Annotated in this window: 18 protein-coding genes; 3 read left to right on the top strand and 15 right to left on the bottom strand. The window is 70.0% G+C overall.

The features are described from left to right. Nucleotides 1–2: 2 nt before the first annotated feature. The 3 genes from IH68_RS0112990 to IH68_RS0112980 all read right to left on the bottom strand — a co-directional run bounded on the left by IH68_RS0112990 (nt 3) and on the right by IH68_RS0112980 (nt 4,426). Nucleotides 3–1,331 (bottom strand): ABC transporter substrate-binding protein, encoded by a 1,329-nt coding sequence (locus IH68_RS0112990; RefSeq protein ID WP_030933351.1) that lies wholly within the window; start codon nt 1,329–1,331, stop codon nt 3–5. A 62-nt stretch (nt 1,332–1,393) separates the two neighbouring features. Next, nucleotides 1,394–3,019 (bottom strand): glycoside hydrolase family 13 protein, encoded by a 1,626-nt coding sequence (locus tag IH68_RS0112985; protein ID WP_030933349.1) that lies wholly within the window; start codon nt 3,017–3,019, stop codon nt 1,394–1,396. Nucleotides 3,020–3,154: 135 nt separating this feature from the next. Beyond that, nucleotides 3,155–4,426, bottom strand: a complete 1,272-nt coding sequence (locus IH68_RS0112980; RefSeq protein ID WP_030933346.1) for an ABC transporter substrate-binding protein — start codon at nt 4,424–4,426, stop codon at nt 3,155–3,157. 121 nt (nt 4,427–4,547) lie between these two features. Here IH68_RS0112980 and IH68_RS0112975 point away from each other — a divergent pair, with 121 nt between their 5' ends. From IH68_RS0112975 to IH68_RS0112965, 3 genes are read left to right on the top strand one after another with little or no spacing between them, the layout of a single operon-like run. Beyond that, a complete protein-coding gene (locus IH68_RS0112975) occupies nt 4,548–5,063 on the top strand; it encodes a PadR family transcriptional regulator (RefSeq protein ID WP_030933343.1) in 516 nt (171 codons plus the stop codon). Further along, a complete protein-coding gene (locus IH68_RS0112970; RefSeq protein ID WP_030933340.1) occupies nt 5,060–5,812 on the top strand; it encodes an ABC transporter ATP-binding protein in 753 nt (250 codons plus the stop codon). Before IH68_RS0112975 ends, IH68_RS0112970 begins: the two co-directional genes overlap by 4 nt. Before the next feature lie 39 nt (nt 5,813–5,851). Then, on the top strand, nt 5,852–8,698 hold the full coding sequence (locus tag IH68_RS0112965; RefSeq protein WP_030933337.1) for an FtsX-like permease family protein: 2,847 nt from the start codon (nt 5,852–5,854) through the stop codon (nt 8,696–8,698). Between the two features lie 106 nt (nt 8,699–8,804). On the opposite strand, the gene pgi is transcribed toward IH68_RS0112965, so the two are convergent. From pgi to uvrC, 12 genes are all read right to left on the bottom strand, one after another. Beyond that, nucleotides 8,805–10,460: a glucose-6-phosphate isomerase gene (gene pgi, locus IH68_RS0112960; RefSeq protein WP_030933334.1), complete on the bottom strand. Its 1,656-nt coding sequence runs from the start codon at nt 10,458–10,460 to the stop codon at nt 8,805–8,807. A gap of 56 nt (nt 10,461–10,516) precedes the next feature. Next, nucleotides 10,517–11,785, bottom strand: a complete 1,269-nt coding sequence (locus IH68_RS0112955) for an MFS transporter (protein WP_030933330.1) — start codon at nt 11,783–11,785, stop codon at nt 10,517–10,519. 131 nt (nt 11,786–11,916) lie between these two features. Beyond that, a complete protein-coding gene (locus IH68_RS0112950; protein WP_003976875.1) occupies nt 11,917–12,252 on the bottom strand; it encodes an RNA polymerase-binding protein RbpA in 336 nt (111 codons plus the stop codon). Nucleotides 12,253–12,463: 211 nt separating this feature from the next. Next, a complete protein-coding gene (gene secG, locus IH68_RS0112945; RefSeq protein WP_078912428.1) occupies nt 12,464–12,700 on the bottom strand; it encodes a preprotein translocase subunit SecG in 237 nt (78 codons plus the stop codon). Between the two features lie 108 nt (nt 12,701–12,808). Further along, nucleotides 12,809–13,585, bottom strand: coding sequence for a triose-phosphate isomerase (gene tpiA / locus IH68_RS0112940; RefSeq protein WP_030933324.1), 777 nt, complete (start codon nt 13,583–13,585; stop codon nt 12,809–12,811). A gap of 5 nt (nt 13,586–13,590) precedes the next feature. Then, nucleotides 13,591–14,802 (bottom strand): phosphoglycerate kinase, encoded by a 1,212-nt coding sequence (locus tag IH68_RS0112935; protein ID WP_030933321.1) that lies wholly within the window; start codon nt 14,800–14,802, stop codon nt 13,591–13,593. A 131-nt stretch (nt 14,803–14,933) separates the two neighbouring features. Next, on the bottom strand, nt 14,934–15,944 hold the full coding sequence (gap, locus tag IH68_RS0112930; protein WP_030933319.1) for a type I glyceraldehyde-3-phosphate dehydrogenase: 1,011 nt from the start codon (nt 15,942–15,944) through the stop codon (nt 14,934–14,936). A 228-nt stretch (nt 15,945–16,172) separates the two neighbouring features. Continuing rightward, the gene (locus IH68_RS0112925) at nt 16,173–19,127 is read right to left on the bottom strand and encodes a M14 family metallopeptidase (RefSeq protein WP_030933315.1); all 2,955 of its coding nucleotides are present in this window, start codon (nt 19,125–19,127) and stop codon (nt 16,173–16,175) included. Nucleotides 19,128–19,293: 166 nt separating this feature from the next. Further along, a complete protein-coding gene (whiA, locus tag IH68_RS0112920; RefSeq protein WP_030933313.1) occupies nt 19,294–20,283 on the bottom strand; it encodes a DNA-binding protein WhiA in 990 nt (329 codons plus the stop codon). Beyond that, complete coding sequence (locus tag IH68_RS0112915) at nt 20,274–21,341, bottom strand: gluconeogenesis factor YvcK family protein (RefSeq protein WP_030933312.1); 1,068 nt, start codon at nt 21,339–21,341, stop codon at nt 20,274–20,276. Before IH68_RS0112915 ends, whiA begins: the two co-directional genes overlap by 10 nt. Continuing rightward, on the bottom strand, nt 21,338–22,294 hold the full coding sequence (gene rapZ, locus IH68_RS0112910) for an RNase adapter RapZ (protein ID WP_030933311.1): 957 nt from the start codon (nt 22,292–22,294) through the stop codon (nt 21,338–21,340). Before rapZ ends, IH68_RS0112915 begins: the two co-directional genes overlap by 4 nt. Next, nucleotides 22,291–24,321 carry an excinuclease ABC subunit UvrC gene (gene uvrC, locus IH68_RS0112905; RefSeq protein WP_030933310.1) on the bottom strand — a complete coding sequence of 677 codons (2,031 nt, stop codon included), beginning with the start codon at nt 24,319–24,321 and terminating at the stop codon, nt 22,291–22,293. Before uvrC ends, rapZ begins: the two co-directional genes overlap by 4 nt. Nucleotides 24,322–24,819: the final 498 nt, after the last annotated feature.

Below are 24,819 nucleotides of genomic sequence, written 5' to 3'. Positions count from 1 at the left end.
CGTCAGCCCTTGTAGGCCTTGGCCGCCGCGGCCTCCAGCTGTGCCGCGGTGCCCTTCGGGTTCGACGGGTCGCTCAGGAAGTCCTGGAGCAGCTTCCACTCGCCCGCGCCCTTCGTGCCGCCGAACGCCGCCGGCGCCTGGTCGGACATGTCGAAGCGGACCGAATCCCCGGCGGAGACAAGGGACTTGGCAGTGGCACGGGTGACGTCGTCGCCGTAGGAATCGAGAGACAGCTTCTTGTTCGGGGACAGGAAGCCGCCGGCCTTCGCCCACACGGCGGCGGCCTCCGGGGTCGCCAGGTACTCCAGGAGCTTCATGCCGGCCTTGGCGTTCTTGCCGTCCTTGAGGACGACGGCCGCGTCACCGCCGCTGACCACCGGCGCCTTGCCGCCGTCGACCGCGGGGAAGGGGAAGAAGTTCGCGTCCTTGCCGATGGTCTTGCCGAACTGGTCGTGGGCGACGCCGGCGACGAAGTCGCCCTCGTAGACCATGCCGGCCTCGGGCTTGGGTCCGAACACCTTCTGCACCGAGCCCGGGAAGTCGGTGTTGAGGGCCTCCTTCTGGCCGCCGGCTATCAGCTGCTTGTCCTTGAACAGCTTGCCGAGGGTGCCGAGCGCCTTGACCACCGAGGCGTCGGTCCACTTCAGCTTGTGGGCGGCCAGGGCGTCGTACTTCTCGGGGCCCGCCTGGGAGAGGTAGATGTTCTCGAACCAGTCGGTGAGGGTCCAGCCGTCCTGCCCGGCGACGGAGAAGGCTGCGAGCCCGGAGTCGGAGACGGTGTGTCCGGCCTTCAGCATCGCGTCATAGGTCTTCGGCGGCTTGACGCCCGCCTGGGTGAGGGCTTCGGGGCTGTACCAGACCGTCGACTTGTGGGCGGCCTTGAAGTAGAGGCCGTAGAGGGTGCCGTCGACGCTGCCGTACTTCTTCCAGACGGGGGCGTAGCCCGCGTCGACGGCCTTGTCGGTGGTGGCGGACAGCGGCTTGAGCCAGCCCTTCTTCGCGAACTGCTGAAGCACACCCACCTGCGGGACCATCACCACGTCGGGCGCGTTGCCGCCTTCGATCTTGCTGCCGACGACGGTGGAGACGTTGTCGCCGGTGGAGATGAACTGCGTCTTGGCACCGGTCTTCGCGCTGAAGGCGTCGAGGACCTTCTGGAAGTTCTTCTGCTCGCTGCCGGTCCAGACCCCGGCCACCGTGACGGTCTGGCCGCCCAGCGACTTGTCGCCGCCACCGGCCGAGACCGGGCCGCCGCCTCCGCAGGCGGTGGCGCCGAGCGCGAGGGCAAGGGCGGTGCAGCCGGTGAGCAGGGTCGTGCGTCGTCGCATCATCGTTGATGTCCCTTCAAGGGGTGGGAAACTGACGAACAATCAGGGGTGGTGGGCGGTGGTGGTCAGAGGTCGTTGATCCACCAGGCCGCCGTCGAACCGGGCAGCACCCCCGCCGTGCAGGGGCCGCTGGACAGCAGCGGGGTGCCGGAGACCGGTGCGGGCATGGGTGCCGTACCGAAGTTGACGGCGCAGACGAGGCCGTCGCCGCGGACGAAGGCGAGGACGCCCGGCGGGGTGTCCAGCCAGTCGAGCGTTCCCTCGCCCAACTGGGGCAGTGCGGCGCGCAGTTGGAGGCCGTCGCGGTACAGGTGCCAGAAGGAGCGGGTGTCTGCGAGGGCGCGGTCGGTGGCGTACTCGGCGAAATACGAAGGCTGCGGCAGCCACGGCCGCGCGCTTTCGGCGCCGGAGGTGAAGCCGAAGGGTGAGGCCTGTCCGGACCACGGCAGCGGGACCCGGCAGCCGTCGCGGATACGGGCACGGCTTCCGGTGCGGCGGAAGATCGGGTCGGTGAGCACGTCGTCAGGCAGGTCGACGACCTCGGGCAGGCCCAGTTCCTCGCCCTGATAGATGTACGCGGCTCCGGGCAGCGCCAGCATCAGCAGTGCGGCGGCGCGGGCGCGGGCCGTGCCCAGGCCGCTGCCCTCCGGCGCGGGTTCGCCGTAGCGGGTGACGGTGCGGACCTGGTCGTGGTTGTTGAGGACCCAGGTGACCGTCGAGCCCGTGCCGGCGATGTCCTGCATGGCCTCGGTGATGACCTTGCGGAAGGCGTCGGCGTTCCAGGGTGCGCTGAGCAGGTCGAAGAAGAAGGCCTGGTGGAGTTCGTCCGGGCGGACGTACTGCGCGTGTTCGCGTGCGGTCGGCACCGACACCTCACCGACCAGCAGCCGCTCGCGGCCGTCGCGTGCCGTGTACTCCTCGCACACCGCCCTCCAGTGCCGCCACACGTCGTGCACCTCGGGCTGGTTCCAGGCGAGCGGGTTGACGGAGTCGCGGGTGCGGGCGTCGGCCTCGGGGTCGTCGGAGTCGGGCAGTTCGGGGTGCTTGTAGAGGCCGGCGGCGACGTCGATGCGGAAGCCGTCGATGCCACGGTCGAGCCAGAAGCGCAGGACCCGGTCGAACTCGGCGCCGGTCTCGGGGTTGCGCCAGTTCCAGTCGGGCTGTTCGGGCGCGAACATGTGCAGGTACCACTGGCCGGGGCGGCCGTCCGGCTCGGTCACCCGGGTCCAGGCGGGGCCGCCGAACATGGAGTGCCAGTTGTTGGGCGGTTCGCCGCCGTCGGCGCCGCGGCCGTCGGCGAAGTGGAAGCGGGCGCGGGCCGCGCTGCCGGGTTCCGAGGCGAGGGCCTCCTGGAACCACGGGTGCTCGCTGGAGCAGTGGTTGGGCACGACGTCCAGCAGCACCTTGACGCCGAGCTTCCGGGCGGCCGCCATCAGCAGGTCGAACTCGGCGAGGTCGCCGAAGAGCGGGTCGACGCCGCAGTAGTCGGCCACGTCGTAGCCGTGGTCGTGCTGCGGGGACGGATAGAAGGGGCTCAGCCAGATCCCGTCGACGCCCAGCTTCTTCAGGTACGGCAGTCCGGCGCGGACCCCGGCCAGATCGCCGATGCCGTCGCCGGTGCTGTCCAGGAAGCTGCGGACGTACACCTGGTAGATCACCGCGTCGCGCCACCAGCGGTACTTACTCAACATGCATGCATGTTAGGTAGGCGTGTCGTGAGGGTGTCAATGAAAGAAACGGAAGCTACTGCTGAGTCGGCATAGCAAAAGCGGACTTAAGGGGGCATTCTGAAGCCAGATGAGACTTCCGCGTTACCTAACAAGTAACTAGCGGCTGGAGACAGCTGCCAGCTCCCGCGCCAGCCTCTGCACCGCCGCGGCCGGGGTCTCGTGCCCGGTCATGGCGTCGCGCACGACCGCCTGCACCACCAGGCTGACCTGGTCGTAGCGCGGGCTCTTGGGGCGCGGCGCGGCGTGCAGGACACTCGTGCGCAGGGTCGGCAGATACGGGAACCGCCGTATCAGCTCGGGGTCCTGGTACAGCGCGGCCCGTACGGGCGGCAGCGCGCCGCGGGTGAGGACCTGACGCTGGACGGGCTCACTGGTGAGGTACGCGAGCAGGCGCGCGGCGGAGTCGGGGTGCTGTGCGTGCGTGTTGACGGCCAGGTTGGAGCCGCCGAGGACGCTCCTGCCGGGCCCGTCCGGGCCGGGCAGCGGTACGGCGCCGATCCTGCCGGCGACCGGGGAGCCCTTGGCCGAGGCGCCGACGTAGGCGTAGGGCCAGTTGCGGAGGAAGAGCAGACGGCCGTCCTGGAAGGCCTGCTTGGACTCCTCCTCCTTGTACATCAGCGCCTTCTTCGGGATCCAGCCCTCGCGCACGCCGCGGGCGAGGAAGCCGATGCCCTCGCGGGCGGCCGCCGAGTTGACGGTGACGCGTGCGCCCTCGTCGCCGAGGATGCTGCCGCCCGCGGAGTAGACGGCCTCGGCGGCGTTGACGGTGAGGCCCTCGTACGGGAGGAACTGCCCTGCGTAGCCGTCGAGTCCGTACTTCGGCGCGATGGTCTTCGCGTCGTACTCCAGCTCGGCCCAGGTGCGCGGCGGCGGGACGCCCTCCTTGGCGAGGATGTCCTTGCGGTAGAGGAGCAGTCCGGCGTTGGTGACGTACGGGACGGCGTACAGATGGCCGTCGTAGGTCGCCGTGTCCACGACCGGCTTCAGGAAGCTCTTCGTCGGGAAGCGGTCGCGGGGCAGCGGGCGTATCCAGCCCGCCGCCGCGAACTCCGAGGTCCAGCTGACGTCGATGTTGAGGACGTCGAAGCGGCTGCGGTCGCCGCCGCGCAGGTCGGTGACCATCTGCGCATGGGTCTCGTCGGCGGAGTCCGGGAGCTCGACGAGGGTGACCTTCTCGCCGGGGTGGGTGCGGTTCCAGCCCTGGAGGAGGGGGTCGAGGTAGTTGGTGAGGTCTCCGGCGGTGGCGAGCGTCAACGGTCCGCGGCCGCCCGCCGTGCCCTCCTCGGCGCGGGCGCCGGAGGCGACATATCCGGTCATGACCACGACGAGAACAAGGAGTCCCCTACCCGCGGCATGGATCCACCGCATAGGTTCCTCCCTGTACACCGGCGCCGGGCATCTTCGCCCGGAGTCAGAGGCCATGTATACCTGTTAGGTATGCGCGATACTAGGGCCTGGAGCACATTACGAGGACAGGAGGACAGCACGAGTGCGCCTGCCCCTCCTGGCACTCCTGGCACGCGGTCCGGCCCACGGCTACGAGCTCAAGCAGGACCTTGAGCAACTGCTGGGCTCCGCGTACCCTCAGCCGAACGTCGGCCAGATCTACGTAACCCTCGGCCGCCTCGAGAAGCAAGGGCTGATCGAGGGCGAGGACGTCGAGCAGTCGAGCCGACCCAACAAAAAGGTCTACCACCTCACCGACACCGGGCGGGAGGCGCTGCGCGCCTGGTTCGAGGAGCCCGAGGACGAGCCGCGGGTGCGGGACGAGTTCTTCATGAAGCTGGCGCTCGCTCCGCAGACCGGTCTCGCCGAGCAGATCGCCCTGATCAACAAGCAGCGGCGCCAGTACCTCAACACCATGCGCGACCTGTCGAAGCTGGCCGCCGCCGAAGACCGCGACAACCGCATCGCCCATCTGCTGATCGAGGGCGCGATGCTGCACCTGCAGGCCGACCTCGACTGGCTGGAACGGTGCCAGGAAGAGCTGGAGGAGCTGGAGTGAGCGACAGTCCCGCTCCCGTGCTGCACGCGGAAGGCCTGGTCAAGACGCACTACGGCGAGGGCGCGCCGGCGCATGCCGTGCGCGGGGTCGACCTGTGCGTCCGGCAGGGCGAGTTCGTGGCCGTCACCGGCCCGTCCGGCGCCGGCAAGTCGACCTTGCTGCATCTGCTGGGCGGGCTGCAGCGGCCGGACGGCGGCAGCATCCGGCTGGACGGTGAGCGCACGGATGCGTGGAGCGAGGCGCGCTGGGCGGTGGAACGCAGGAAGCGGATCGGGATCGTCTTCCAGTTCTTCAACCTCGTCTCCAATCTGTCGGTCGCCGACAACGTGGAACTGCCGGCCCTGCTCGCGGGGGTCGCACCGAAGCAGGCGCGGACCGAGCGGGAGCAGTTGCTCGGCGAACTGGGTCTTGGCGGCAAGGAGCGGAGCATGCCGGGCGAGCTGTCCGGCGGCGAACAGCAGCGGGTCGCACTCGCCCGTGCCCTGGTCAACCACCCGCCCCTCCTCCTGGCCGACGAGCCCGCGGGCAGCCTGGACAGCAAGGGCACCCGCGAGGTGATGCGGCTGCTGTCCCGCTTCCACCAGCGCGGCCAGACGATCGTGCTGGTCACCCATGACGCCCGGCTGGCGAGCGCCGCGGACCGTGTGATCAGCTTCTTCGACGGCCGGATCGCCGACGACGCGGAACTGGACGGCACCGGGGCGTCCCGCAGGACCGGGATATCCGGGGTGCTGGAGCTCAGGGACTGACATGCGGGTGTACGACGATCCCCGGAAGGCCTGAGCCGTATGCGAGCAACCCTGCGCTGGGCGCACTCCGATCTGCGCACGCACCGCGGCGAGGCGCTGTTTCTGGTTCTCGCCACCGCCGGGATCGTGGTGTCGCTCCTGCTGGCGACGGCCCTGTTCGGGTACGCCACCAACCCCTGGCAGCGGATCTTCACCCAGGAGCGCGGCGCGCACGTCTGGATCCACACGGACAAGTCCGCCCAGGTGGGGAAGCTGGCCGGCCTGGACGGGGTGCAATCCGTCGCCGGCCCCTACCCCACCGCCGTCGCCACCCTCGCCTCACGCGGCACCCGCGCCTCGGTCGAACTGCGCGCGACGCCCGAGCGCCCCCACGTCGGCCGCCCGTTGCTCACCGCCGGCCACTGGCTGACGGCCGCCACCCCCGACGGCGTGGTCCTGGAGAGCCGGCTCGCCCGCGCTCTGCTCGCCGAACCGGGTGACACGCTCACCCTGCCGGGCACGACACGGATGGTGACCGTCGTGGGCGTGGCCGACAGCGCGGAGCCCCGCTACCGCGCGAACGAGCAGCCGGGCCTGGTCTGGGCCCTCCCCTCCGCCGTGCCCCACCCCACCGGCCAGGTCATCGGCCTGCGCCTCACCGACCCCGACGACACGGACTACGCCGTCCAGCGCGCCGTCACCGTCCTCGGTGCGGGCGCCATCGGCGAGGTCTCCACCTGGCAGCAGGCCCGCGCCGAGGCACAGGGCGACAACAGGCTGCTGGGCCAGGTCCTGGGCCTCTTCGGCCTGGGCGCACTGGTCGCCGCGGGCCTCGCTGTCCACGGCGCGATCGCCACCCGCATCCGCGGCCACCTGCGCGACATCTCGGTCCTGAAGGCGATCGGCTTCACCCCGGCCCAGGTCGTCCGCGTGTTCCTGTTCCAGCACATCGCGTACGCCGTACTGGGCGCCGCAGCCGCGGCAACACTCACCCAGTCCCTGGGCAGCCGCTTCCCCGGCCGCCTCGGAGACGCCCTCGGCGTATGGCAGGGCCTGCCCGGCCACACACCGACCCTGTTCGCCATCCCGGCGGGCGCCGTGCTCTTCATCGGCGCAACAACGGCCCTCGCAGCCTGGCGAGCGGGCCGCGTACCACCGGTCCCGGTGGCCCGCCCTGCGGGTGCGGGGGGTACAGGGCTGTTCCTGGCTCGCAGAGCGCTCGGCCTGCAAGCCGCAACTCCCCCGCCCTACCGACTGCCACACGACGCCCGCCGGACACCCGACCCCCAACCCCAAGCTCCCACCGACGGCCGCCCCGCCCACCCGGCACCCCCGAACTCACCCCCCACCACCCCCCGACCAGCGGCCACGGGAGGCAGGGGGCTGCTGGAGAGGACCCGCCGAACCCTGAGACTGCAAGCCCCAACACCACCGGCCCACCAACTGCCACACGACTCCCGCCGGACACCCCATCCCCAACCCCAAGCTCCCACCGACGGCCGCTCCGAACCTGCACACATATCCCCAGCCCTGCACTCCGCCGCCCCCCGGCCTGCGGTTACGGGAGGCAGGGGGCTGCGGGGGATGGCCCGGCGGGTCCTGGGGCTGAAGCGGCGGACCGTCGCTTCGGCGGGGCATGCGCCTTCCAGTCCGGCGCGAGGGGTGTTCAGTCGTCCGGCCGCGGCTGCGGTGACCGGGCAGGCCGGCGAGCCCGCGCGCCACGCCGCGAGCCTGCAGCAGAGCGCACCCTCCGGCGGGCACCTCTCCGGCATGGCCCGGCGGGCTCTGGGTCTGGGGGTGCCGCCCGCCTTGGTGCTGGGCTGGCACACGGCCTCTGTCCGTCGGCTGCGGTCCCTGGCCACCGTGGCCCGGCTGGCGCTGCCGCTGCTGCTCATCGTCGTGGCGATGAGTGCCTGGACCACCATCGACCGTTTCCACAGCAGGCCCGAGCAGATCGGGCTGCCGGCCGCGCTCACCGTCCACGCCGACGCGGGTCTGAGCGACAGGGCCACCCGCGCACTGTTGCAACGCGACCCGCAGGTCGCCTCCGCCTACCCGGGTGTCGAGGTCGCCGCCCTGGTGCCGGGCCAGACGGCCACGATCGCCCTGCGCGGCCTCGGCACCAGCCACAACCCCTACCCGTACACCCTTGCCGAGGGTCGCCCCGCCCGCGGCAGCGACGAGGCGGTTGCCGGACAGGGCCTCCTGGACCTGCTGGACGTGCGCGTCGGTGACTGGGTGCGGATGACGGTCGGCGACCAGCCGCAGATCCTGCACATCGTGGGCCGCAGCATCGAACCGGAGAACGCCGGCCGGGTCATCTCCACCTCGCTCGACACCCTCCGCGAGAACGACCCGCGTCTCACCCCCACCCTCTACCAGCTCCGCCTGCGCCCCGGAGCCGACCCGCACGCCGTCGCCGGCAGGCTGGCCGCCGCCGGGCACGGCCGGCTCGACGTGCACGCCGTGACCAACCCGGCCGACGGGCTCTCGCCCCTGCGCTCGGTCGTCGTCGGCCTGATCGCCGTCCTGGCTCTCATCGGGCTCGTCGAACTGCTCACCGCGATCGGCGGCACGGTCCGCGAGGGCGAACGCGACCTGCTGGCCCTCAAGGCCATCGGGCTGTCCCCGCGCCAGATCACCGCGATCACCGTCACGGCCACCGGCTGCACGGCCCTGGCCGCCGTCCTCGCCGGTACGGCTCTTGGCACCCCCCTCGCACACTGGCTGATCGACTCCCAGGGCAGATCGAGCGGCATCGGCGCGGGGATCGCCCAGAGCCCCTCGCCGGTACTGCTCCTGCTCTTCGGTGCCGCCGCGGTGCTCGGCGCGGCCGCACTCGCCGCCCTCCCGGCGGCACGCGCGGCAAGACGACGGCTCGCGGACACCCTCAGCGCCGTGGCCTGACCGGGGCGGCCGGGCGCATCAACTGCCTTAGAAATCCTACGGGTTGCACGGCGACGGGAAGCGGACGGTCACGCGCCGCTCGCTTCCCCCTACCGCAGGGACGGTGTTACGCCCGGCCCCGCAACTCCCGGTACTTGGCGACCAGCGCCTTGCTGGACTCGTCCAGGCCCGCCACCGCCGCCCCCTCGGTCAGTGCGGGCTCGACCCGCTTGGCCAGCACCTTGCCGAGCTCGACGCCCCACTGGTCGAAGGAGTCGATGTTCCACACCGCGCCCTGCACGAACACCTTGTGCTCGTACAGCGCGACCAACTGGCCCAGCACGGACGGCGTCAGCTCGCGCGCCAGGATCGTCGTCGTCGGGTGATTGCCCTTGAACGTCTTGTGCGCCACCAGCTCCTCCGGCACGCCCTCGGCCCGCACCTCGTCCGGTGTCTTGCCGAAGGCGAGGGCCTGCGTCTGGGCGAAGAAGTTCGCCATCAGCAGGTCGTGCTGCGCCTTGAGCCCGTCGCTCAGCTCGGCCACCGGCTCGGCGAACCCGATGAAGTCCGCCGGGATCAGCTTCGTGCCCTGGTGGATCAGCTGGTAGTAGGCGTGCTGGCCGTTGGTGCCCGGCGTGCCCCACACCACCGGCCCCGTCTGCCACTCCACCTCCTGCCCGTCCCGGCCCACGCACTTGCCGTTGGACTCCATGTCCAGCTGCTGCAGATAGGCGGTGAACTTGGAGAGGTAGTGGCTGTACGGCAGCACCGCATGCGACTGGGCGTCATGGAAGTTGCCGTACCAGACGCCCAACAGGCCAAGGAGCAACGGCACGTTGGACTCCGCGGGCGCCGACCTGAAGTGCTCGTCCACCAGCCGGAACCCGTCGAGCATCTCCCGGAAGCGATCCGGGCCGATGGCGATCATCAGCGCCAGCCCGATCGCCGAGTCGTACGAGTACCGGCCGCCGACCCAGTCCCAGAACTCGAACATGTTGGCCGTGTCGATGCCGAACTCCGACACCTTCCCGGCGTTGGTCGACAGCGCCACGAAGTGCTGGGCGACGGCCTCCTGACCGGCTTTCAGCTCACCGAGCAGCCACTCGCGCGCCGAGGTCGCGTTTGTGATCGTCTCGATGGTGGTGAAGGTCTTGGAGGCGATGACGAACAGGGTCTCCGCCGCGTCCAGGTCACGGATCGCCTCGTGCAGGTCGGCGCCGTCGACGTTCGACACGAAGCGGACCGTGAGGTCGCGGTCGGTGTAGCTGCGCAGCACCTCGTACGCCATCGCCGGGCCCAGGTCGGAGCCGCCGATGCCGATGTTGACGACATTCTTGATGCGCTTGCCGGTGTGGCCCGTCCAGGCGCCGGAGCGGACCCGCTCGGCGAACTCGGCCATCTTGTCGAGCACCGCGTGCACACCCGGGACGACGTTCTCCCCGTCGACCTCGATCACCGCGTCACGCGGGGCGCGCAGCGCGGTGTGCAGTACGGCGCGATCCTCGGTCGTGTTGATCTTCTCGCCGCGGAACATGGCGTCCCGCAGGCCGAAGACGTCGGTGGCGGCGGCCAGCTCGCGCAGCAGCCGCAGGGTCTCGTCGGTGACGAGGTGCTTGGAGTAGTCGATGTACAGGTCGCCGACCTGGAGTGTGTACCCGGCGCCGCGTCCCGGGTCGGCGGCGAATAGGTCCCGCAGCCGCACTTCGCCGAGCTCCTCGCGGTGCTTGGCCAGCGCGGTCCACTCGGGCGTCTGGTTGAGTCTGTTACGGACGTCTGCGTTCATTTCGGACTTCAGCCTTCTTTCCTGCCTTGCCCCGCTGCCGGTCCCAACCTAGTTGATCAGCGCGTGACATGAGCGGTCGTGGTGTCGCCGTGCGGCGCAACCACAGGTACGTCCGGCTTGCGGGCAGGTATCAGGGCGAGGACCGACAGAACGAAGAAGGCGGCGGTGAGCAGGGCCGGCGTGTTCAGCCCCCAGGCGGTGGCGACCGCGCCGCCGAGCAGCGCGCCCGACGGAGCCCCGGCGACGGCCAGGGTACGGAAGGCGGAGCTGACCCGGCCGAGCAGGTCGGCGGGGGTGCGCTGCTGCATCAGCGTGGTCGTGTTGACGTTCCACACCATTCCCATGAAGCCGAACACCGCGAGTGATGCCGCCATCGCGGTCAGGCTGCGCACACTGCCCATGACGACGAGGGCGCCTATCTGCACCAGGCCGGCGAGCAGTACGGCCCGCATGGGCCCGAGTCGGGCGGTGACCTGCCGGTTCGCGGCTCCCCCGACCAGGCCGCCGACGGTGTAGGCGGTGGTGGCCGCCGCGTATCCGGTGGTGCCGGCGTCCAGCCAGCCGGTCACCAGGACGACCAAGGTGGCGATGAGAGCGCCCATGCCGATGTTGCACAGGGCGGTCGCGGCGCACAGTCCGCGCAGGGCCCGGTCGCGCCACAGGGTGCGCAGCCCCTCCGCGATCTCTCGGCGCAGGGTGCTTCCCGCCGGTTTCGGCCCGCGCTCGGGTGCCGCGGTGCGCAGCGAGGCGACCAGCGCGGCGGCCACCAGGAAGGTCCCGGCGTCGGCCGCGAAGGGAACGGCGGCCCCGGCGGCGAGCAGCAGCGGCACCGCCGGTGCCCCTATCAGGCCGCCCGCGATCTGCTGTCCCGTCATCAGCCGGGCATTGGCACTGCCGAGCGCCCCCTGGTCCACCAGGGCGGGCAGCAGGGCCGTGGAAGCGTTGTCGAAGAGCGTCTGGAGAGTGGTCAGCACGAAGGCGAGCGCGATGAGCAGCGCGATCGAGGCCTGACCGAGGGCGACGGCCACGGCGAAGGCGGCGACGAGCACTCCTCGTACCGCATCCACCGTCCACATGGCGCGCCGCTGGTCCACCCGGTCCGCGACCGCGCCGCCGAGGAGTCCGAAGACGATCCAGGGCAGATAGCCGCAGGCGGTCACGGACGCGATGAGCAGGGGGCGGTCGGTCAGGGAAGCGGCAAGCAGGGGCAGCGCCGCACCTCGCAGCGCGTCTCCGAACCGGGACACCACCGCGGCCGTCCACAGCAGCCCGAATCCCCCACGCCACGCGGGCGCAAGACTGCCCGCCTCCTCGACCGTCGCCACAACTCCCCCTCACGATCTGCCGATGCACAAACCGTAGAGGGCACCACTGACAATCGGTCCGGAGGCGGCCGGGGCCGGGTACGAAACAGCTCCGGCCAGACACCCCTCGGTGCCCGGCCGGCTCTCAACTCCTAGATCTCGCCCCGCAGTTTGGCGAGCGCCTCGGCGAGGATCGCCTCGCCGTCCGCGTCACTGCGCCGTTCCCGTACGTACGCGAGGTGCGTCTTGTAGGGCTCGGTGCGCGGCGGGTCCGGCGGGTTGTCCCGGTCCTGTCCGGCGGGGAAGCCGCAGCGCGGGCAGTCCCAGGTCTCGGGAACCTGCGCGTCGCTGGCGAAGCTGGGCTGCGTCTCGTGCCCGTTCGAGCACCAGAAGGAGATGCGCAGACGCGGCGCGGACTCGCCGCGCTCGGCCTCGCCCATCGGCCCCGCCCCGACCCGGCTTCCTCGGATCGCGTTGCCACTTGCCACGGTCGTAACTCCCTGCGTGATGGTGCCGCGAAGCGAGTCGGCGTTTCGCTTCGTTGCGAGCGCCTCAGTCTACGTAAGGCCCAACGCGCGTCCAGTGATTGGAGTTACACCCCCCACACCTAGACGCAAGCCCCATGATAGGCCGCGCTCAGCTGCGCGTACCGAACATGGGGCCTTACGTGCGGAATGTACGTGCTGTGTGCGTCGCTGCTCAGCTGTTCGACTTCATGATGATGCCGAGTACGACAATGCACGCGAACCAGAGCAGACCGATCACCACGGTGATGCGGTCGAGGTTGCGCTCGGCGACCGAGGAGCCGCCGACGGACGACTGCATGCCGCCACCGAACATGTCGGAGAGGCCGCCGCCCTTCCCCTTGTGCATCAGCACCAGCAGCATCAGCAGCAGGCTGAAGACGATCAGGGCGATCGAGAACCCCAAAACCACGGCTGGACCAACTTCCTCGGATTCGGATGAACGACGGGGGCACAGCAACCGAGCTGTGCCCCCGCAAGGGTACGACGTATCGCCGCTACCGCATACTCCCAGCTCGTGTCACTGGTCGCGGAAGCGCACGATCTTGACGAACTCGTCCGCGTCCAGCGAGGCGCCCCCGACCAGGGCGCCGTCGATGTCGGCCTGCGCCATGATCTCCGCGACGTTGCCGGACTTGACGGAGCCGCCGTACTGGATGCGGACCTGGTCGGCCAGCTCCTGGGTGTACAGCTCGGCGATCTTGCCACGGATGGCGGCGCAGACCTCCTGGGCGTCCTCGGCGCCGCAGACCTTGCCGGTGCCGATGGCCCAGACGGGCTCGTAGGCGATCACGACGGTCCCGGCCTGCTCGGCCGGGAGGTCCTTCAGACCGCCCTCGACCTGGGCGAGCGTGTGCGTGACGTGGTTGCCCGCCTCACGGACCTCGAGCTCCTCGCCGACGCACAGGATCGGGGTCAGGCCGTGCTTGTAGGCGGCCTTGACCTTGGCGTTGACCAGCTCGTCGGTCTCGTTGTGGTACTGGCGGCGCTCGGAGTGGCCGATCGCCACGTAGGTGCACTTCAGCTTGGCCAGCATCGAGCCGGAGATCTCGCCGGTGTAGGCGCCGGAGTCGTGGGCCGAGAGGTCCTGGGCGCCGTACTTGATCTTGAGTTTGTCGCCGTCGACCAGGGTCTGCACGGAGCGCAGGTCGGTGAAGGGCGGCAGGACGGCGACCTCGACGGCCTCGTAGTCCTTGTCCGCGAGGGCGAAGGCGAGCTTCTGGACGTGGGCGATGGCCTCGAGGTGGTTGAGGTTCATCTTCCAGTTGCCCGCCATCAGCGGCGTGCGCGTGCTCATTAAGGTCAGTCCTCCAGTGCGGCGAGGCCGGGGAGCGTCTTGCCCTCGAGGTATTCGAGGGAGGCGCCGCCACCGGTCGAAATGTGGCCGAATGCGTTCTCGTCGAAGCCCAGGAGGCGCACGGCTGCGGCGGAGTCGCCGCCGCCGACGACCGTGAAGGCCGGGGAGTCGAGGAGGGCCTGGGCGACCGCCTTGGTGCCCTCGGCGAAATCGGGGTGCTCGAAGACGCCCATCGGGCCGTTCCAGAAGACGGTGGCGGCGTCGGTGATCTTCGAGGCGTACAGCTTGCGGGACTCCGGACCGATGTCCAGGCCCATCTGGTCGGCGGGCACAGCGTCCGCGGCGACGGCCGTCGGGTTCGCCGGGGCCTTGGTCTTCAGGTCCGGGAACTCGGGGCCGACCAGCACATCGACGGGCAGGACCAGCTCGACGCCGGTCTTCTCCGCGCGCTCGATGTACTCCAGGACCGCCGGGATCTGGTCCTCCTGCAGGAGGGACTTGCCGATCTCGTAGCCCTTGGCCTTGAGGAAGGTGTACGCCATGCCGCCGCCGATGAGGAGGCGGTCGGCCTTGCCGAGCAGCTGGTCGATGACGGCGAGCTTGTCGGAGACCTTGGCGCCGCCGAGGGCGACGACGTAGGGCCGCTGCACCTCTTCGGTGAGCTTCTTCAGTACGGCGACCTCGTTCGCGATGAGGTAGCCGGCGGCGTGCGGCAGGCGCGCCGGGAGGTCGAAGACCGAGGCGTGCTTGCGGTGCACCGCGCCGAAGCCGTCGCCGACGTAGACGTCGGCGAGGGCGGCCAGCTGGTCCGCGAACTCGCCGCGCTCGGCGTCGTCCTTGGAGGTTTCGCCCGCGTTGAAGCGCAGGTTCTCGATGACCGCGACCTGGCCCGGCTCGAGACCGTCGACGGCGGCGTGGGCGGCGGGGCCGACGGTGTCCTGGGCGAAGGCCACGGGGGCGCCCAGGAGTTCACCGAGGCGCTCGGCGGCCGGAAGGAGGGAGAACGCCGGGTCCGGCGCACCCTTGGGTCGGCCGAGGTGCGAGGCCACGACCACCTTGGCGCCCGCGTCCGCGAGGGCCTTGACGGTGGGCAGGACGGCGCGGATACGGCCGTCGTCGGTGATGAGGCCGTCGGCGAGCGGCACGTTGAGGTCGGCGCGGACGAAGACCCGCTTGCCGTCCACGCCGTCGGCGAGAAGTTCGTCGATCGTCTTCATGTGAGGACTCCTGGTGAGGGCTGCTCTGATCGTACGAGGGCTGATCCGTACGTGAGTCAGGGCCCGGGCGGCGCGTCCCTGCGCTGCCCGAGCCCTGCGTTCACATCGAGTTGCCTGCTCTGTGGATCAGATCAGAGCTGGTTGCCGACGAAGACCGTGAGGTCGACGAGGCGGTTGGAGTAGCCCCACTCGTTGTCGTACCAGCCGAGGATCTTCACCGAGTTACCCTCCTGGACCATGGTCAGGGAGGAGTCGAAGGTGCAGGAGGCCGGGTCGCTGACGATGTCCGAGGAGACGATCGGGTCCTCGGTGTACGACAGGTAGCGCTTGAGGTCGCCGTCCTCGGAGGCCTTCTTGAACGCGGCGTTGACCTCGTCCTTGGTGACCTCGCGCTGCAGCGTCACGACCAGGTCGGTGGCCGAGCCGGTCGGGACCGGGACGCGCATGGCGATGCCGTCCAGCTTGCCCTTGAGCTGCGGGAGGACCAGGGCGGTGGCCTTGGCGGCACCGGTGGTGGTCGGGATGATGTTCTCGGCGGCGGCGCGGGCGCGGCGCAGGTCCGAGTGCGGGAAGTCCAGGATGCGCTGGTCGTTGGTGTACGCGTGGACCGTCGTCATCAGGCCCTTGACGATGCCGAAGTTCTCGTCGAGGACCTTCGCCATCGGCGCCACACAGTTGGTGGTGCAGGAGGCGTTGGAGATGACGTGGTGGTTGGCCGCGTCGTACTTGTCCTGGTTGACGCCCATCACGATGGTGATGTCCTCGTCCTTGGCCGGAGCCGAGATGAGGACCTTCTTGGCGCCGCCGGCGATGTGCTTCTCGGCGTCGGCCTTCTTCGTGAAGATGCCCGTCGACTCGACGACGATGTCGACGCCCAGCTCGCCCCACGGGATGTCGGCGGGGTTGCGCTCGGACAGCACCTTGATGGTGTGGCCGTCGACGGTGATCGTGTCGGCGGTGTGCGACACCTCGGCCTTGAGGCGGCCCAGGATGGTGTCGTACTTGAGCAGGTGGGCGGTGGTCGCGGTGTCACCCAGGTCGTTGACAGCCACGATCTCGATGTCTGCGCCCTGCTCCAGCAGTGCGCGGAAGTAGTTGCGACCGATACGACCGAAGCCGTTGATGCCTACGCGGATCGTCACGAACCGATCTCCTCGTTGGTACGCCGGCCATGCGGTGCCGGCGAGCTCTGTTTGGGATGTCCCCGACCACCCCCGACCCTACCTCCCTGAGGGCCCCGCAGTGACATCGAGATGCCGCATACACGGGCAGGCGGTCCGTACCCGCCAGTAGGGGTACGGACCGCCCGGGCCGAAAGATCGACTCACTCTTTTTGACTACGGAGAGCTAGTCATCGTTGACCGTGGTGTTCACCCTTCGAGGGCCGCGAGGGCCTTCTTGATGAGGGCGTCGCGGTCTGCCGCCGCGGTGACGTGCTCCAGGCCGAAGCCCAGCAGCACGGTCCGGTCGGTGGTGATCGCTCCGTATGTCCTGAACAGGGCGCCGGTGCGCGTCCAGTCCTTGAGGACGGCCGGGCTGCCCGCGGGCGGTCCGGACACGCTCCAGGCGCCGAGCGACGTCTCGAAACCCTCGGTCTGCGTCGCGGTGCCGCCGACAACGAGCGAGGCGTCGTCGGCGAGGACGCCGTGGCCGCCGGTACCCGGGTCGGTGACGTAGCTGATGGAGACCTCGACGGACTTGCCGGCGTAGGCGCTCAGGTCGAAGTTGACCTGCTCCCAGCCGTTGGAGGCGCCGGTGAGGCTGTTCCAGGCGCCGCTCGTGCCGGTCGCGGTGCAGTCGTTGTTGGCGATGGTCAGGTAGTGCTTGAGCCACGGGTGCTCGTTCACCAGGAAGCCCGCCCCGCACTCGCTCGGCACGGTCTGCCTGGTCGCGCCGCCCTTCTCCGGGAGGGTCGTCCAGTCGTCGGCGCCGGTGGTGTGGGCCTCGACGATGACGTGGTCGTAGCCGGGCTCGGTGTCCCACAGCAACTGGCTGCGCAGAGTGGGCTGCTGAGCCGCGGTGACACCGGTGAGGTCGATGGTGCGGGTGAGGCGCTTGTATGCGTCGTCGGTGTGGACGGCGGCCGCCATGAAGGATCCGGTGTACGGCCCGTACGGGTTGACGGTCCCGGCGAACTGGCCCGCGCCCGCGCTGGCGAACTGCGGGTACTTGTCGGCGGGCAGCGAGTCGGAGGTGACGCTGTAGGTACCCGCCTTGTCGAGCGGATTGCCGGTGGCGGCACCCAGCGCCCCGGTGAAGCCGTCGAGCTTGCCGGAGCCGGTGAATCCGGTGGCCCCGGGGGTCGACGTACGGGAGTAGGCGCCCAGGTAGTACTGGCTGAAGTCGTTCGACAGGGTGCCGCCGCCGAGGTCGACGCTGCCGCCGGCCTGCTCGCCCGCCTCGATCAGCTTGCCGCCCTCGTTGAGGTACGCGCGCAGCTGGAGCTGGGTGGCGTTGCCCGGGACACTCGCACCGGTGTAGTGGACGACCGTCCTGAAGTGCTTGAGCACGCCGAGCGCGTCGGGCGCGCCCTGGGTGGCGACGTCCCAGACGATCGCCTTGCGGCCGTTGGCTTTCAGCGCGTCCACATAGGTCTGCGCCTGCGTGGCAGCCGCACCTTCCTCGGCGACGACGAGGGTGTCGGCCTTGGGCCGCTGGGCGACGGTGTAGGTGAAGTGCTCGCTGGAGACCTTCTTGCCGCTCCTGCCCTTGCCGGTGAACCACACCTCGACCTTGTCGCCCGGGTCGCCGTCCCTGACCTTGGCCCGGTACTCGTCGAAGTGCAGGTTGTCGTCGCCGCCGTACGTCTCGCCGCCCTTCCAGGCCTTGAGCGCCAGGTCCTCCGTACGGCCACCGTTCACGCGGTACTTGAGCTCCTTGTCGCGCACGGCCTTGCGTACGACGACGGAGACCTCCTGGGCGGCGCCGCGCGAGTACGACGTGGCGAACGTGGCCGGGGTGAAGTCGGCGGCGGTCAGGCCGAGCGAGGAGGACGGTGTGTCGGGGTGCGGCGCGGTCTCGGCGACGGACAGCGCGAACGGGATGTTCTTCTCGAACTCCTGCTGGATCAGCTTCTCGTCGTCCGGGAAGTTGAAGACGGACTGGCAGTCGGCCGCCTTCCACTGGTCGTTGGGGTCGATGTTCGACGCCGTCTGACACGTCGACATCTCAGGGGTGAACATCGACATGCCGTTGACGTTCCCCGCGTGCCCGTCCGCCTCGCCGTTGGTGGTGTACAGCTCGGAGGAGACCTGCGGGCGGTAGCCGGGGATCGCGGAGTGATCCGGCGAACCGGCGAGGGCCTTGTAGACCACGTCGTCGGGCGTCGGGGTGGCCACCTGCCAGCCGACGCCGTAGAGGAGGAGTTCGGCGGCGGAGTGGTAGTTGATGGCGTACCTGAAGCCGATGCGCTTCTCGAAAGCGTCCAGCGCCCTGGTCTCGGGCTCGGAGGCGGGGCTCGCGCCGCGATAGGTCTCGCTGGTGGGGTTGGGGGACGAACCCTCGTCGTCGTAGCCCCACTTGTAGGCGAAGTTGCGGTTGAGGTCGACACCGTCACCGGTGGAGATGACACCGTCGCCGTTGACATCACGCAGGTTCTTGCGCCACAGGCGTGTGTCGGAGTTCTTGAAGGTGTAGTCGTAGCCGTCGGGGTTGGCCGAGATCACGAACCACAGCTCGGTGGAGTCCACGATCTTCTTGATGCGCTGGTCGGTCTTGTAGTGGTCCAGGTAGTAGTGCATCAGCCGGCGGGTCATCTCCGGCGTGATCCACTCGCGCGCATGCTGGTTGGACAGGTAGAGGACGGCTGGTTTCGAGCCGTCCTTGGACTTCTTCGCGCCCTTGGTCAGTTTGAGGGCGAGGATGTCCTGTCCGTTGACGGTCCTGCCGATGGAGACGACCTTCGTGAGAGCGGGGTTCTCCTGTCCGGTCCGGACGATCTCCTCCTTGAGGCCACCGCTTCCGCTGTACGGGCGGAACACTCCCTGGGCGGCGGCGTCCACGCGCTTCTCGGCCCTGGCCGAAAGAGTGTGCTCGGTGAGGGCGACGCCCTGCTTCTCGAGCTTGTGGGCCTGTTGGCCGGTGAGGTAGACCTCGACCGAGGCGGTGCCCTTCTCCGGGACGTGCTCGCCGAGTTCGTGGCCGTCCTGTCCGGCCGCCAGCAGCAGGGGTACCTGCTTGGCGGTGACGTCGGCGCGGTAGACCTTGACCTCGTTGGGGTCGGATCCCTGCGAACTTCCGTTCTGCGCCTGGGCTATGGGCGCGAGGCTCGCTCCGCCGAGCAGGAGCGCGCCGACAGCGAGGATCGATCTCGCTCTGTGTCTCATGAACCCCCCTAGCAATGGTCCGCCACAGCAGCGAACTGTTGCCAGGCTCATGACACTTCATGATCCAGTCAAGAGTGCCTCACGGACAGACAAATGCCGGTGCCGGCGTCCCAAGTGGGCGCCGGCACCGGCATGTTGAGCGTTCTTCAGGTGTACTTCTGCGAGGTCAGCCGACCAGGTTGTCGGCCATCTCCTCGGTGATGCTGGACTCCGTGCCCGGAATGCCGAGGTCGGAGGCGCGCTTGTCGGCCATCGCAAGGAGTCGGCGGATACGGCCGGCGACGGCGTCCTTGGTCAGCGGCGGGTCGGCGAGCGCGCCCAGCTCCTCCAGCGAGGCCTGCTTGTGCTCCATGCGCAGCCGCCCGGCGGCCGCGAGGTGCTCGGGGACCTCGTCGCCGAGGATCTCCAGGGCGCGCTGGACGCGGGCGCCGGCTGCGACGGCCGCGCGTGCGGAGCGGCGCAGGTTGGCGTCGTCGAAGTTGGCGAGACGGTTCGCCGTGGCCCGCACCTCGCGGCGCATCCGGCGCTCCTCCCAGGCCAGCACCGACTCGTGCGCGCCGAGGCGGGTGAGCAGGGCGCCGATCGCGTCGCCGTCGCGGACGACCACGCGGTCCACGCCGCGTACCTCGCGCGCCTTCGCGGCGATCGACAGCCGGCGGGCGGCGCCGACCAGCGCGAGCGCGGCCTCCGGGCCGGGGCAGGTCACCTCCAGGGAGGAGGAGCGGCCGGGCTCGGTCAGCGAGCCGTGCGCCAGGAAGGCGCCTCGCCAGGCGGCCTCCGCATCGCAGGTGGCCCCCGAGACCACCTGCGGGGGCAGACCGCGGATCGGGCGGCCACGGCCGTCGACGAGACCGGTCTGCCGGGCCAGCTGGTCGCCGCCGGCGACGACCCGTACGACATAGCGCGAACCGCGGCGCAGTCCGCCCGGCGCCATCACGATCAGTTCGGAGCTGTGACCGAAGATCTCCAGGATGTCCCGCTTCAGGCGCCGCGCCGCCATCGCGGTGTCCAGCTCCGCTTCGATCACGATGCGCCCGCTGACCAGGTGGAGGCCGCCGGCGAACCGCAGAATGGCGGAGACCTCCGCCTTTCTGCAGCAGGTCCGGGTGACGGGGAGCCGGGAGATCTCGTCCTTCACCGCTGCCGTCATCGCCATGGGCCGATCCTTCCATGCATCCGAAAAATACGGTCGTACGCGGCGGCCAGCAGCTCCGGGTCGTGCCGCGGAGTTCCGTCCCTCCGGGCCACCGGCGCGAGCTCGACCGCGGCACCGAACCGCTCGGCGGCCTCGGTGAGCACGTCACGGTCAGGCACGGCGGCCTCGTCGGCCAGCACCACGTCCAGGGCGAGTTTAGGGGCGTGTCGTCCCAAAACCTCCAAATGACGCTGCGGGGAGAAGCCTTCGGTTTCTCCGGGCTGCGGGGCGAGGTTCAGCGAGAGTACCCGGCGCGCCTTCGTCTCGGTGAGGGCGTCCAGGAGTTCGGGAACGAGCAGGTGCGGGATGACCGAGGAGAACCAGGAGCCGGGGCCGAGGACGACCCAGTCGGCGTCCAGCACCGCCTCGACGGCCTCGGGGACGGCGGGCGGGTCGTGCGGCACGAGGTGCACGGACTGCACCTCGCCCGGCGTGAGCGCCACGTTCGCCTGTCCCCGCACGGTGTCGACGTCCTCGGGCCGCTCCGGGGCGTGCCCCTTGACCAGTGCCTGCAGCTCCAGGGGTACGGCGGACATGGGCAGCACGCGCCCGTGCGCGCCGAGCAGCTTGCCGACCAGGTCGAGGGCCTGGACATGGTCGCCGAGCTGTTCCCACAGGGCGACGATCAGCAGGTTGCCGACCGCGTGTTCGTGCAGGTCGCCCTTGGACTGGAAGCGGTGCTGGATGACCCGGGCCCAGGTCTGTCCCCAGTCGTCGTCGCCGCACAGCGCGGCCAGCGCCTTGCGCAGGTCGCCGGGCGGCAGCACGCCCAGCTCGTCGCGCAGGCGTCCGCTGGAGCCCCCGTCGTCGGCCACGGTGACGACGGCGGTGAGGTCGCCGGTGATCCGGCGCAGCGCGGCGAGCGAGGCGGACAGGCCCATGCCGCCGCCGAGGGCGACGACCTTGGGCTGGGCGCCGCGGCGGCGCGGCCGGGCGCCGCGGGCCTCGACGGGCCGGCCCGCGCGGGACTCGGGCACGACCCGGCGCAGCCTGCTCAGCCGCGGAGAACGCTCCGTCATTCGCGTCCCATGTCCCGGTGCACGAGCACCGTCTCCACACCCTCGGCCGCAAGACGTGCGGCGAGCTTCTCCGACATGGCCACCGAGCGGTGCTTGCCGCCCGTGCAGCCGATGGCGATGGTCACGTAGCGCTTGCCCTCGCGGCGGTAGCCGGCCGCGATGAGGCGGAGCAGCTCGGCGTAGCGGTCGAGGAACTCCTTGGCACCGGGCTGGTTGAAGACGTACGCGGCGACCTCTTCGTTCAGGCCGGTGAAGGGGCGCAGCTCGGGGACCCAGTGCGGGTTGGGCAGGAAGCGCATGTCCGCGACCAGGTCGGCGTCGACCGGGAGGCCGTACTTGAAACCGAAGGACATGACGGTGGCCCGCAGCTCGGGCTCCTCCTCGCCGGCGAACTGGGCGTCCATCTTGGCGCGCAGCTCGTGCACGTTCAGGCTGGAGGTGTCGATCACCAGGTCGGCGTCGCCGCGCAGCTCGCGCAGCAGCTCGCGCTCGGCGGCGATGCCGTCGACGATGCGGCCGTCGCCCTGCAGGGGGTGCGGGCGGCGCACCGACTCGAAGCGGCGCACCAGGGCGTCGTCGGAGGACTCCAGGAAGACGATCCGCCGGGTGACGTGCTTGGCCTCCAGGTCGGCGAGGGACTCGCGGAGGTTGTCGAAGAAGCGGCGGCCGCGGACGTCGACGACGACCGCGATCCTCGCCACGTTGCCCTGCGAGCGGGCGCCGAGTTCCACCATGGTGGGGATCAGCGCGGGCGGCAGGTTGTCGACGACGAACCAGCCGAGGTCCTCCAGACACTTGGCGGCGGTCGACCTGCCCGCCCCGGACATACCCGAGATGATCACCAGCTCGGGAATGGCGGCCTCGGGCACCGCCCCGGGTGTGTCGCTGCCCGTAGCCACCTGTGCTCCGTCTCCGGCCTGGCTTTCTTGCCCGTCGTGCTCGTTCACATTCATGTCTCCTGCCCCCGTCGTTCGTCCGGGGCGCCCATGGTTACGGACTGCCCGCTGGAACCCATTGTTCCGGGTTCCTCCTCCATGATCTCTCCAGTCGCCGTGTTCACGGCGGGTGCGGCCGGGGCCGCCTGGGCGAGCGCCACGGCGATCGTCTCGGCCGTCTTGCGGCCTATGCCGGGAACCTCGCAGATCTGGTCGATGGTGGCGGATCGTAGTTTCTTCAATGAACCGAAATGTTTCAGGAGTGCCTGCTTGCGTGTGTCCCCGAGTCCCGGCACGTCGTCCAGCGGGCTCGAGCGGAAGCGCTTGGCCCGCTTGGTGCGCTGGTAGGTGATCGCAAAGCGGTGGGCCTCGTCGCGGACGCGCTGCAGCAGGTAGAGGCCCTCGCTGGTGCGGGGCAGGACCACCGGGTCGTCGTCCTCCGGCAGCCACACCTCCTCCAGGCGCTTGGCGAGGCCGCACACGGCGACGTCGTCGATACCGAGCTCGTCCAGGGCCTTCTTGGCGGCCGCGACCTGTGGCTGCCCGCCGTCGACGACGAGGAGCTGGGGCGGGTAGGCGAACTTCTTGGGGCGGCCGTCCTCCTCGGTGAGCGTGTTCTCGCCGTCGGCCCACTCCCCCGTCTTCTCCTTCTCCGCGAGGTACCGCTTGAAGCGGCGGTTGATCACCTCGTGCATGGAGCGGACGTCGTCCTGTCCTTCGAAGCCCTTGATCTGGAAGCGGCGGTACTCGCTCTTGCGCTGCAGCCCGTCCTCGAAGACGACCATGGAGGCCACGACGTCGTCGCCCTGGAGGTGCGAGATGTCGTAGCACTCGATGCGGAGGGGTGCGCTTTCCAGGTCGAGAGCCTCGGCGATCTCCTCCAGGGCGCGCGAGCGCGTGGTCAGGTCGGAGGCGCGCTTGGTCTTGTGCAGCACGAGCGCCTGCTGGGCATTGCGCTCCACCGTCTCCATCAGGGCCTTCTTGTCGCCGCGCTGCGGGATGCGCAGCGAGACGCCCGAGCCGCGGCGCTCGGTGAGCCACTCCTGGACGGGCTCGACCGGGTCGGGCAGGGCCGGGACGAGGACCTCCTTGGGGACGGAGTCGCCCTTCTCCTCGCCGTACAGCTGCTGCAGGGCGTGTTCGACCAGGGCGCCGGTGGTGATCTCCTCGACCTTGTCGGTGACCCAGCCGCGCTGGCCGCGCACCCGCCCGCCGCGCACGTGGAAGATCTGGACGGCCGCCTCCAGCTCGTCCTCGGCGACCGCGATCAGGTCGGCGTCGGTCGCGTCGGCGAGCACGACCGCGTTCTTCTCCATGGCCTTCTTCAGGGCCTCGATGTCGTCGCGCAGGCGGGCCGCCCGCTCGTACTCCATCTCCTCGGCCGCCTGGGTCATCTGCTTCTCGAGGCGGCGGAGGTACGTCCCCGTACGGCCGGCCATGAAGTCGCAGAACTCCTCGGCCAGTTCGCGGTGCTCCTCGGCGGAGACGCGCTCGACGCAGGGGGCGGAGCACTTGCCGATGTAGCCGAGCAGACAGGGGCGGCCGGTGCGGGCGGCGTTCTTGAAGACACCCGCCGAGCAGGTCCGCACCGGGAAGACGCGCAGCAGGAGGTCCACGGTGTCGCGGATCGCCCACGCGTGCCCGTACGGCCCGAAGTAGCGCACCCCCTTGCGCTTGTGGCCGCGCATCACCTGGACGCGCGGAAACTCCTCGTTCATCGTCACCGCGAGGTACGGGTAGCTCTTGTCGTCGCGGTACTTGACGTTGAACCGGGGGTCGTACTCCTTGATCCAGGAGTACTCCAGCTGCAGGGCCTCGACCTCCGTGGACACCACGGTCCACTCCACGGACGCAGCCGTGGTGACCATGGAGCGGGTGCGGGGGTGGAGGCCGGCCAGGTCCTGGAAGTAGTTCGCCAGGCGCTGGCGCAGGCTCTTCGCCTTTCCGACGTAGATCACCCGGCGGTGCTCGTCACGGAACCTGTACACCCCTGGCGAGTCCGGGATCTGTCCCGGCTTGGGGCGGTAGCTGGAGGGATCGGCCATGTCTCACACCCTACTGGCGAGCGCTGACAGTGCGGCGGGCCTGTGGACAACGCCGCCGCGCGGGCCACCGGGACTCGAGGAACGTCGCAAGAGCCAGGACACTGCGGTGATCGTCGCCGGCCTGGGTGAGGCGGCGTCTGCCCGGGCTGCTGGGGGCGTCTCGTCCGCTCGGTGACCCACACTCTGCGGGCCGTGCCCGTGTGCGAGGCCCGTGCCGGGGGTCGAACGGCGTCTCCCGCCCGCCCCACCGGAAAGGTGCTCGGCAACGACGGGACCGGCGCACCGACTTGGAGCCACCGATCGGGTCTCGGCCAGGAGTACACCGCTGTTGGGTCTCAGGTGTTGTCGGGACTAGGTCAACACGCTTCAATGCGGGGGAACTCGGGACCGGGAACGACGGCGTACGGATGTGAAGACTCCACGGCGCCGACGGGGTGGCCCCGACACCACGCAGAACCCGGCCCGACCAGCCGTAGCGAGCATTCACAGAAAGGCCCC

Origin of the sequence: Streptomyces sp. NRRL S-646, assembly GCF_000720765.1 — a bacterium.
Lineage (GTDB): Bacteria > Actinomycetota > Actinomycetes > Streptomycetales > Streptomycetaceae > Streptomyces.
Note: the sequence above shows the minus strand (reverse complement) of the source record. Positions and strands in the feature narration are given on the sequence as shown.

Bases quoted from the DNA above. Each gene is read 5' to 3' on its own strand.
- IH68_RS0112990 (WP_030933351.1), bottom strand. From the start codon at position 1,331: ATGATGCGACGACGCACGACCCTGCTCACCGGCTGCACCGCCCTTGCC.
- IH68_RS0112985 (WP_030933349.1), bottom strand. From the start codon at position 3,019: ATGTTGAGTAAGTACCGCTGGTGGCGCGACGCGGTGATCTACCAGGTG.
- IH68_RS0112980 (WP_030933346.1), bottom strand. From the start codon at position 4,426: ATGCGGTGGATCCATGCCGCGGGTAGGGGACTCCTTGTTCTCGTCGTG.
- IH68_RS0112965 (WP_030933337.1), top strand. From the start codon at position 5,852: ATGCGAGCAACCCTGCGCTGGGCGCACTCCGATCTGCGCACGCACCGC.
- pgi (WP_030933334.1), bottom strand. From the start codon at position 10,460: ATGAACGCAGACGTCCGTAACAGACTCAACCAGACGCCCGAGTGGACC.
- tpiA (WP_030933324.1), bottom strand. From the start codon at position 13,585: ATGAGCACGCGCACGCCGCTGATGGCGGGCAACTGGAAGATGAACCTC.
- IH68_RS0112935 (WP_030933321.1), bottom strand. From the start codon at position 14,802: ATGAAGACGATCGACGAACTTCTCGCCGACGGCGTGGACGGCAAGCGG.
- IH68_RS0112925 (WP_030933315.1), bottom strand. From the start codon at position 19,127: ATGAGACACAGAGCGAGATCGATCCTCGCTGTCGGCGCGCTCCTGCTC.
- whiA (WP_030933313.1), bottom strand. From the start codon at position 20,283: ATGGCGATGACGGCAGCGGTGAAGGACGAGATCTCCCGGCTCCCCGTC.
- IH68_RS0112915 (WP_030933312.1), bottom strand. From the start codon at position 21,341: ATGACGGAGCGTTCTCCGCGGCTGAGCAGGCTGCGCCGGGTCGTGCCC.
- rapZ (WP_030933311.1), bottom strand. From the start codon at position 22,294: ATGAATGTGAACGAGCACGACGGGCAAGAAAGCCAGGCCGGAGACGGA.
- uvrC (WP_030933310.1), bottom strand. From the start codon at position 24,321: ATGGCCGATCCCTCCAGCTACCGCCCCAAGCCGGGACAGATCCCGGAC.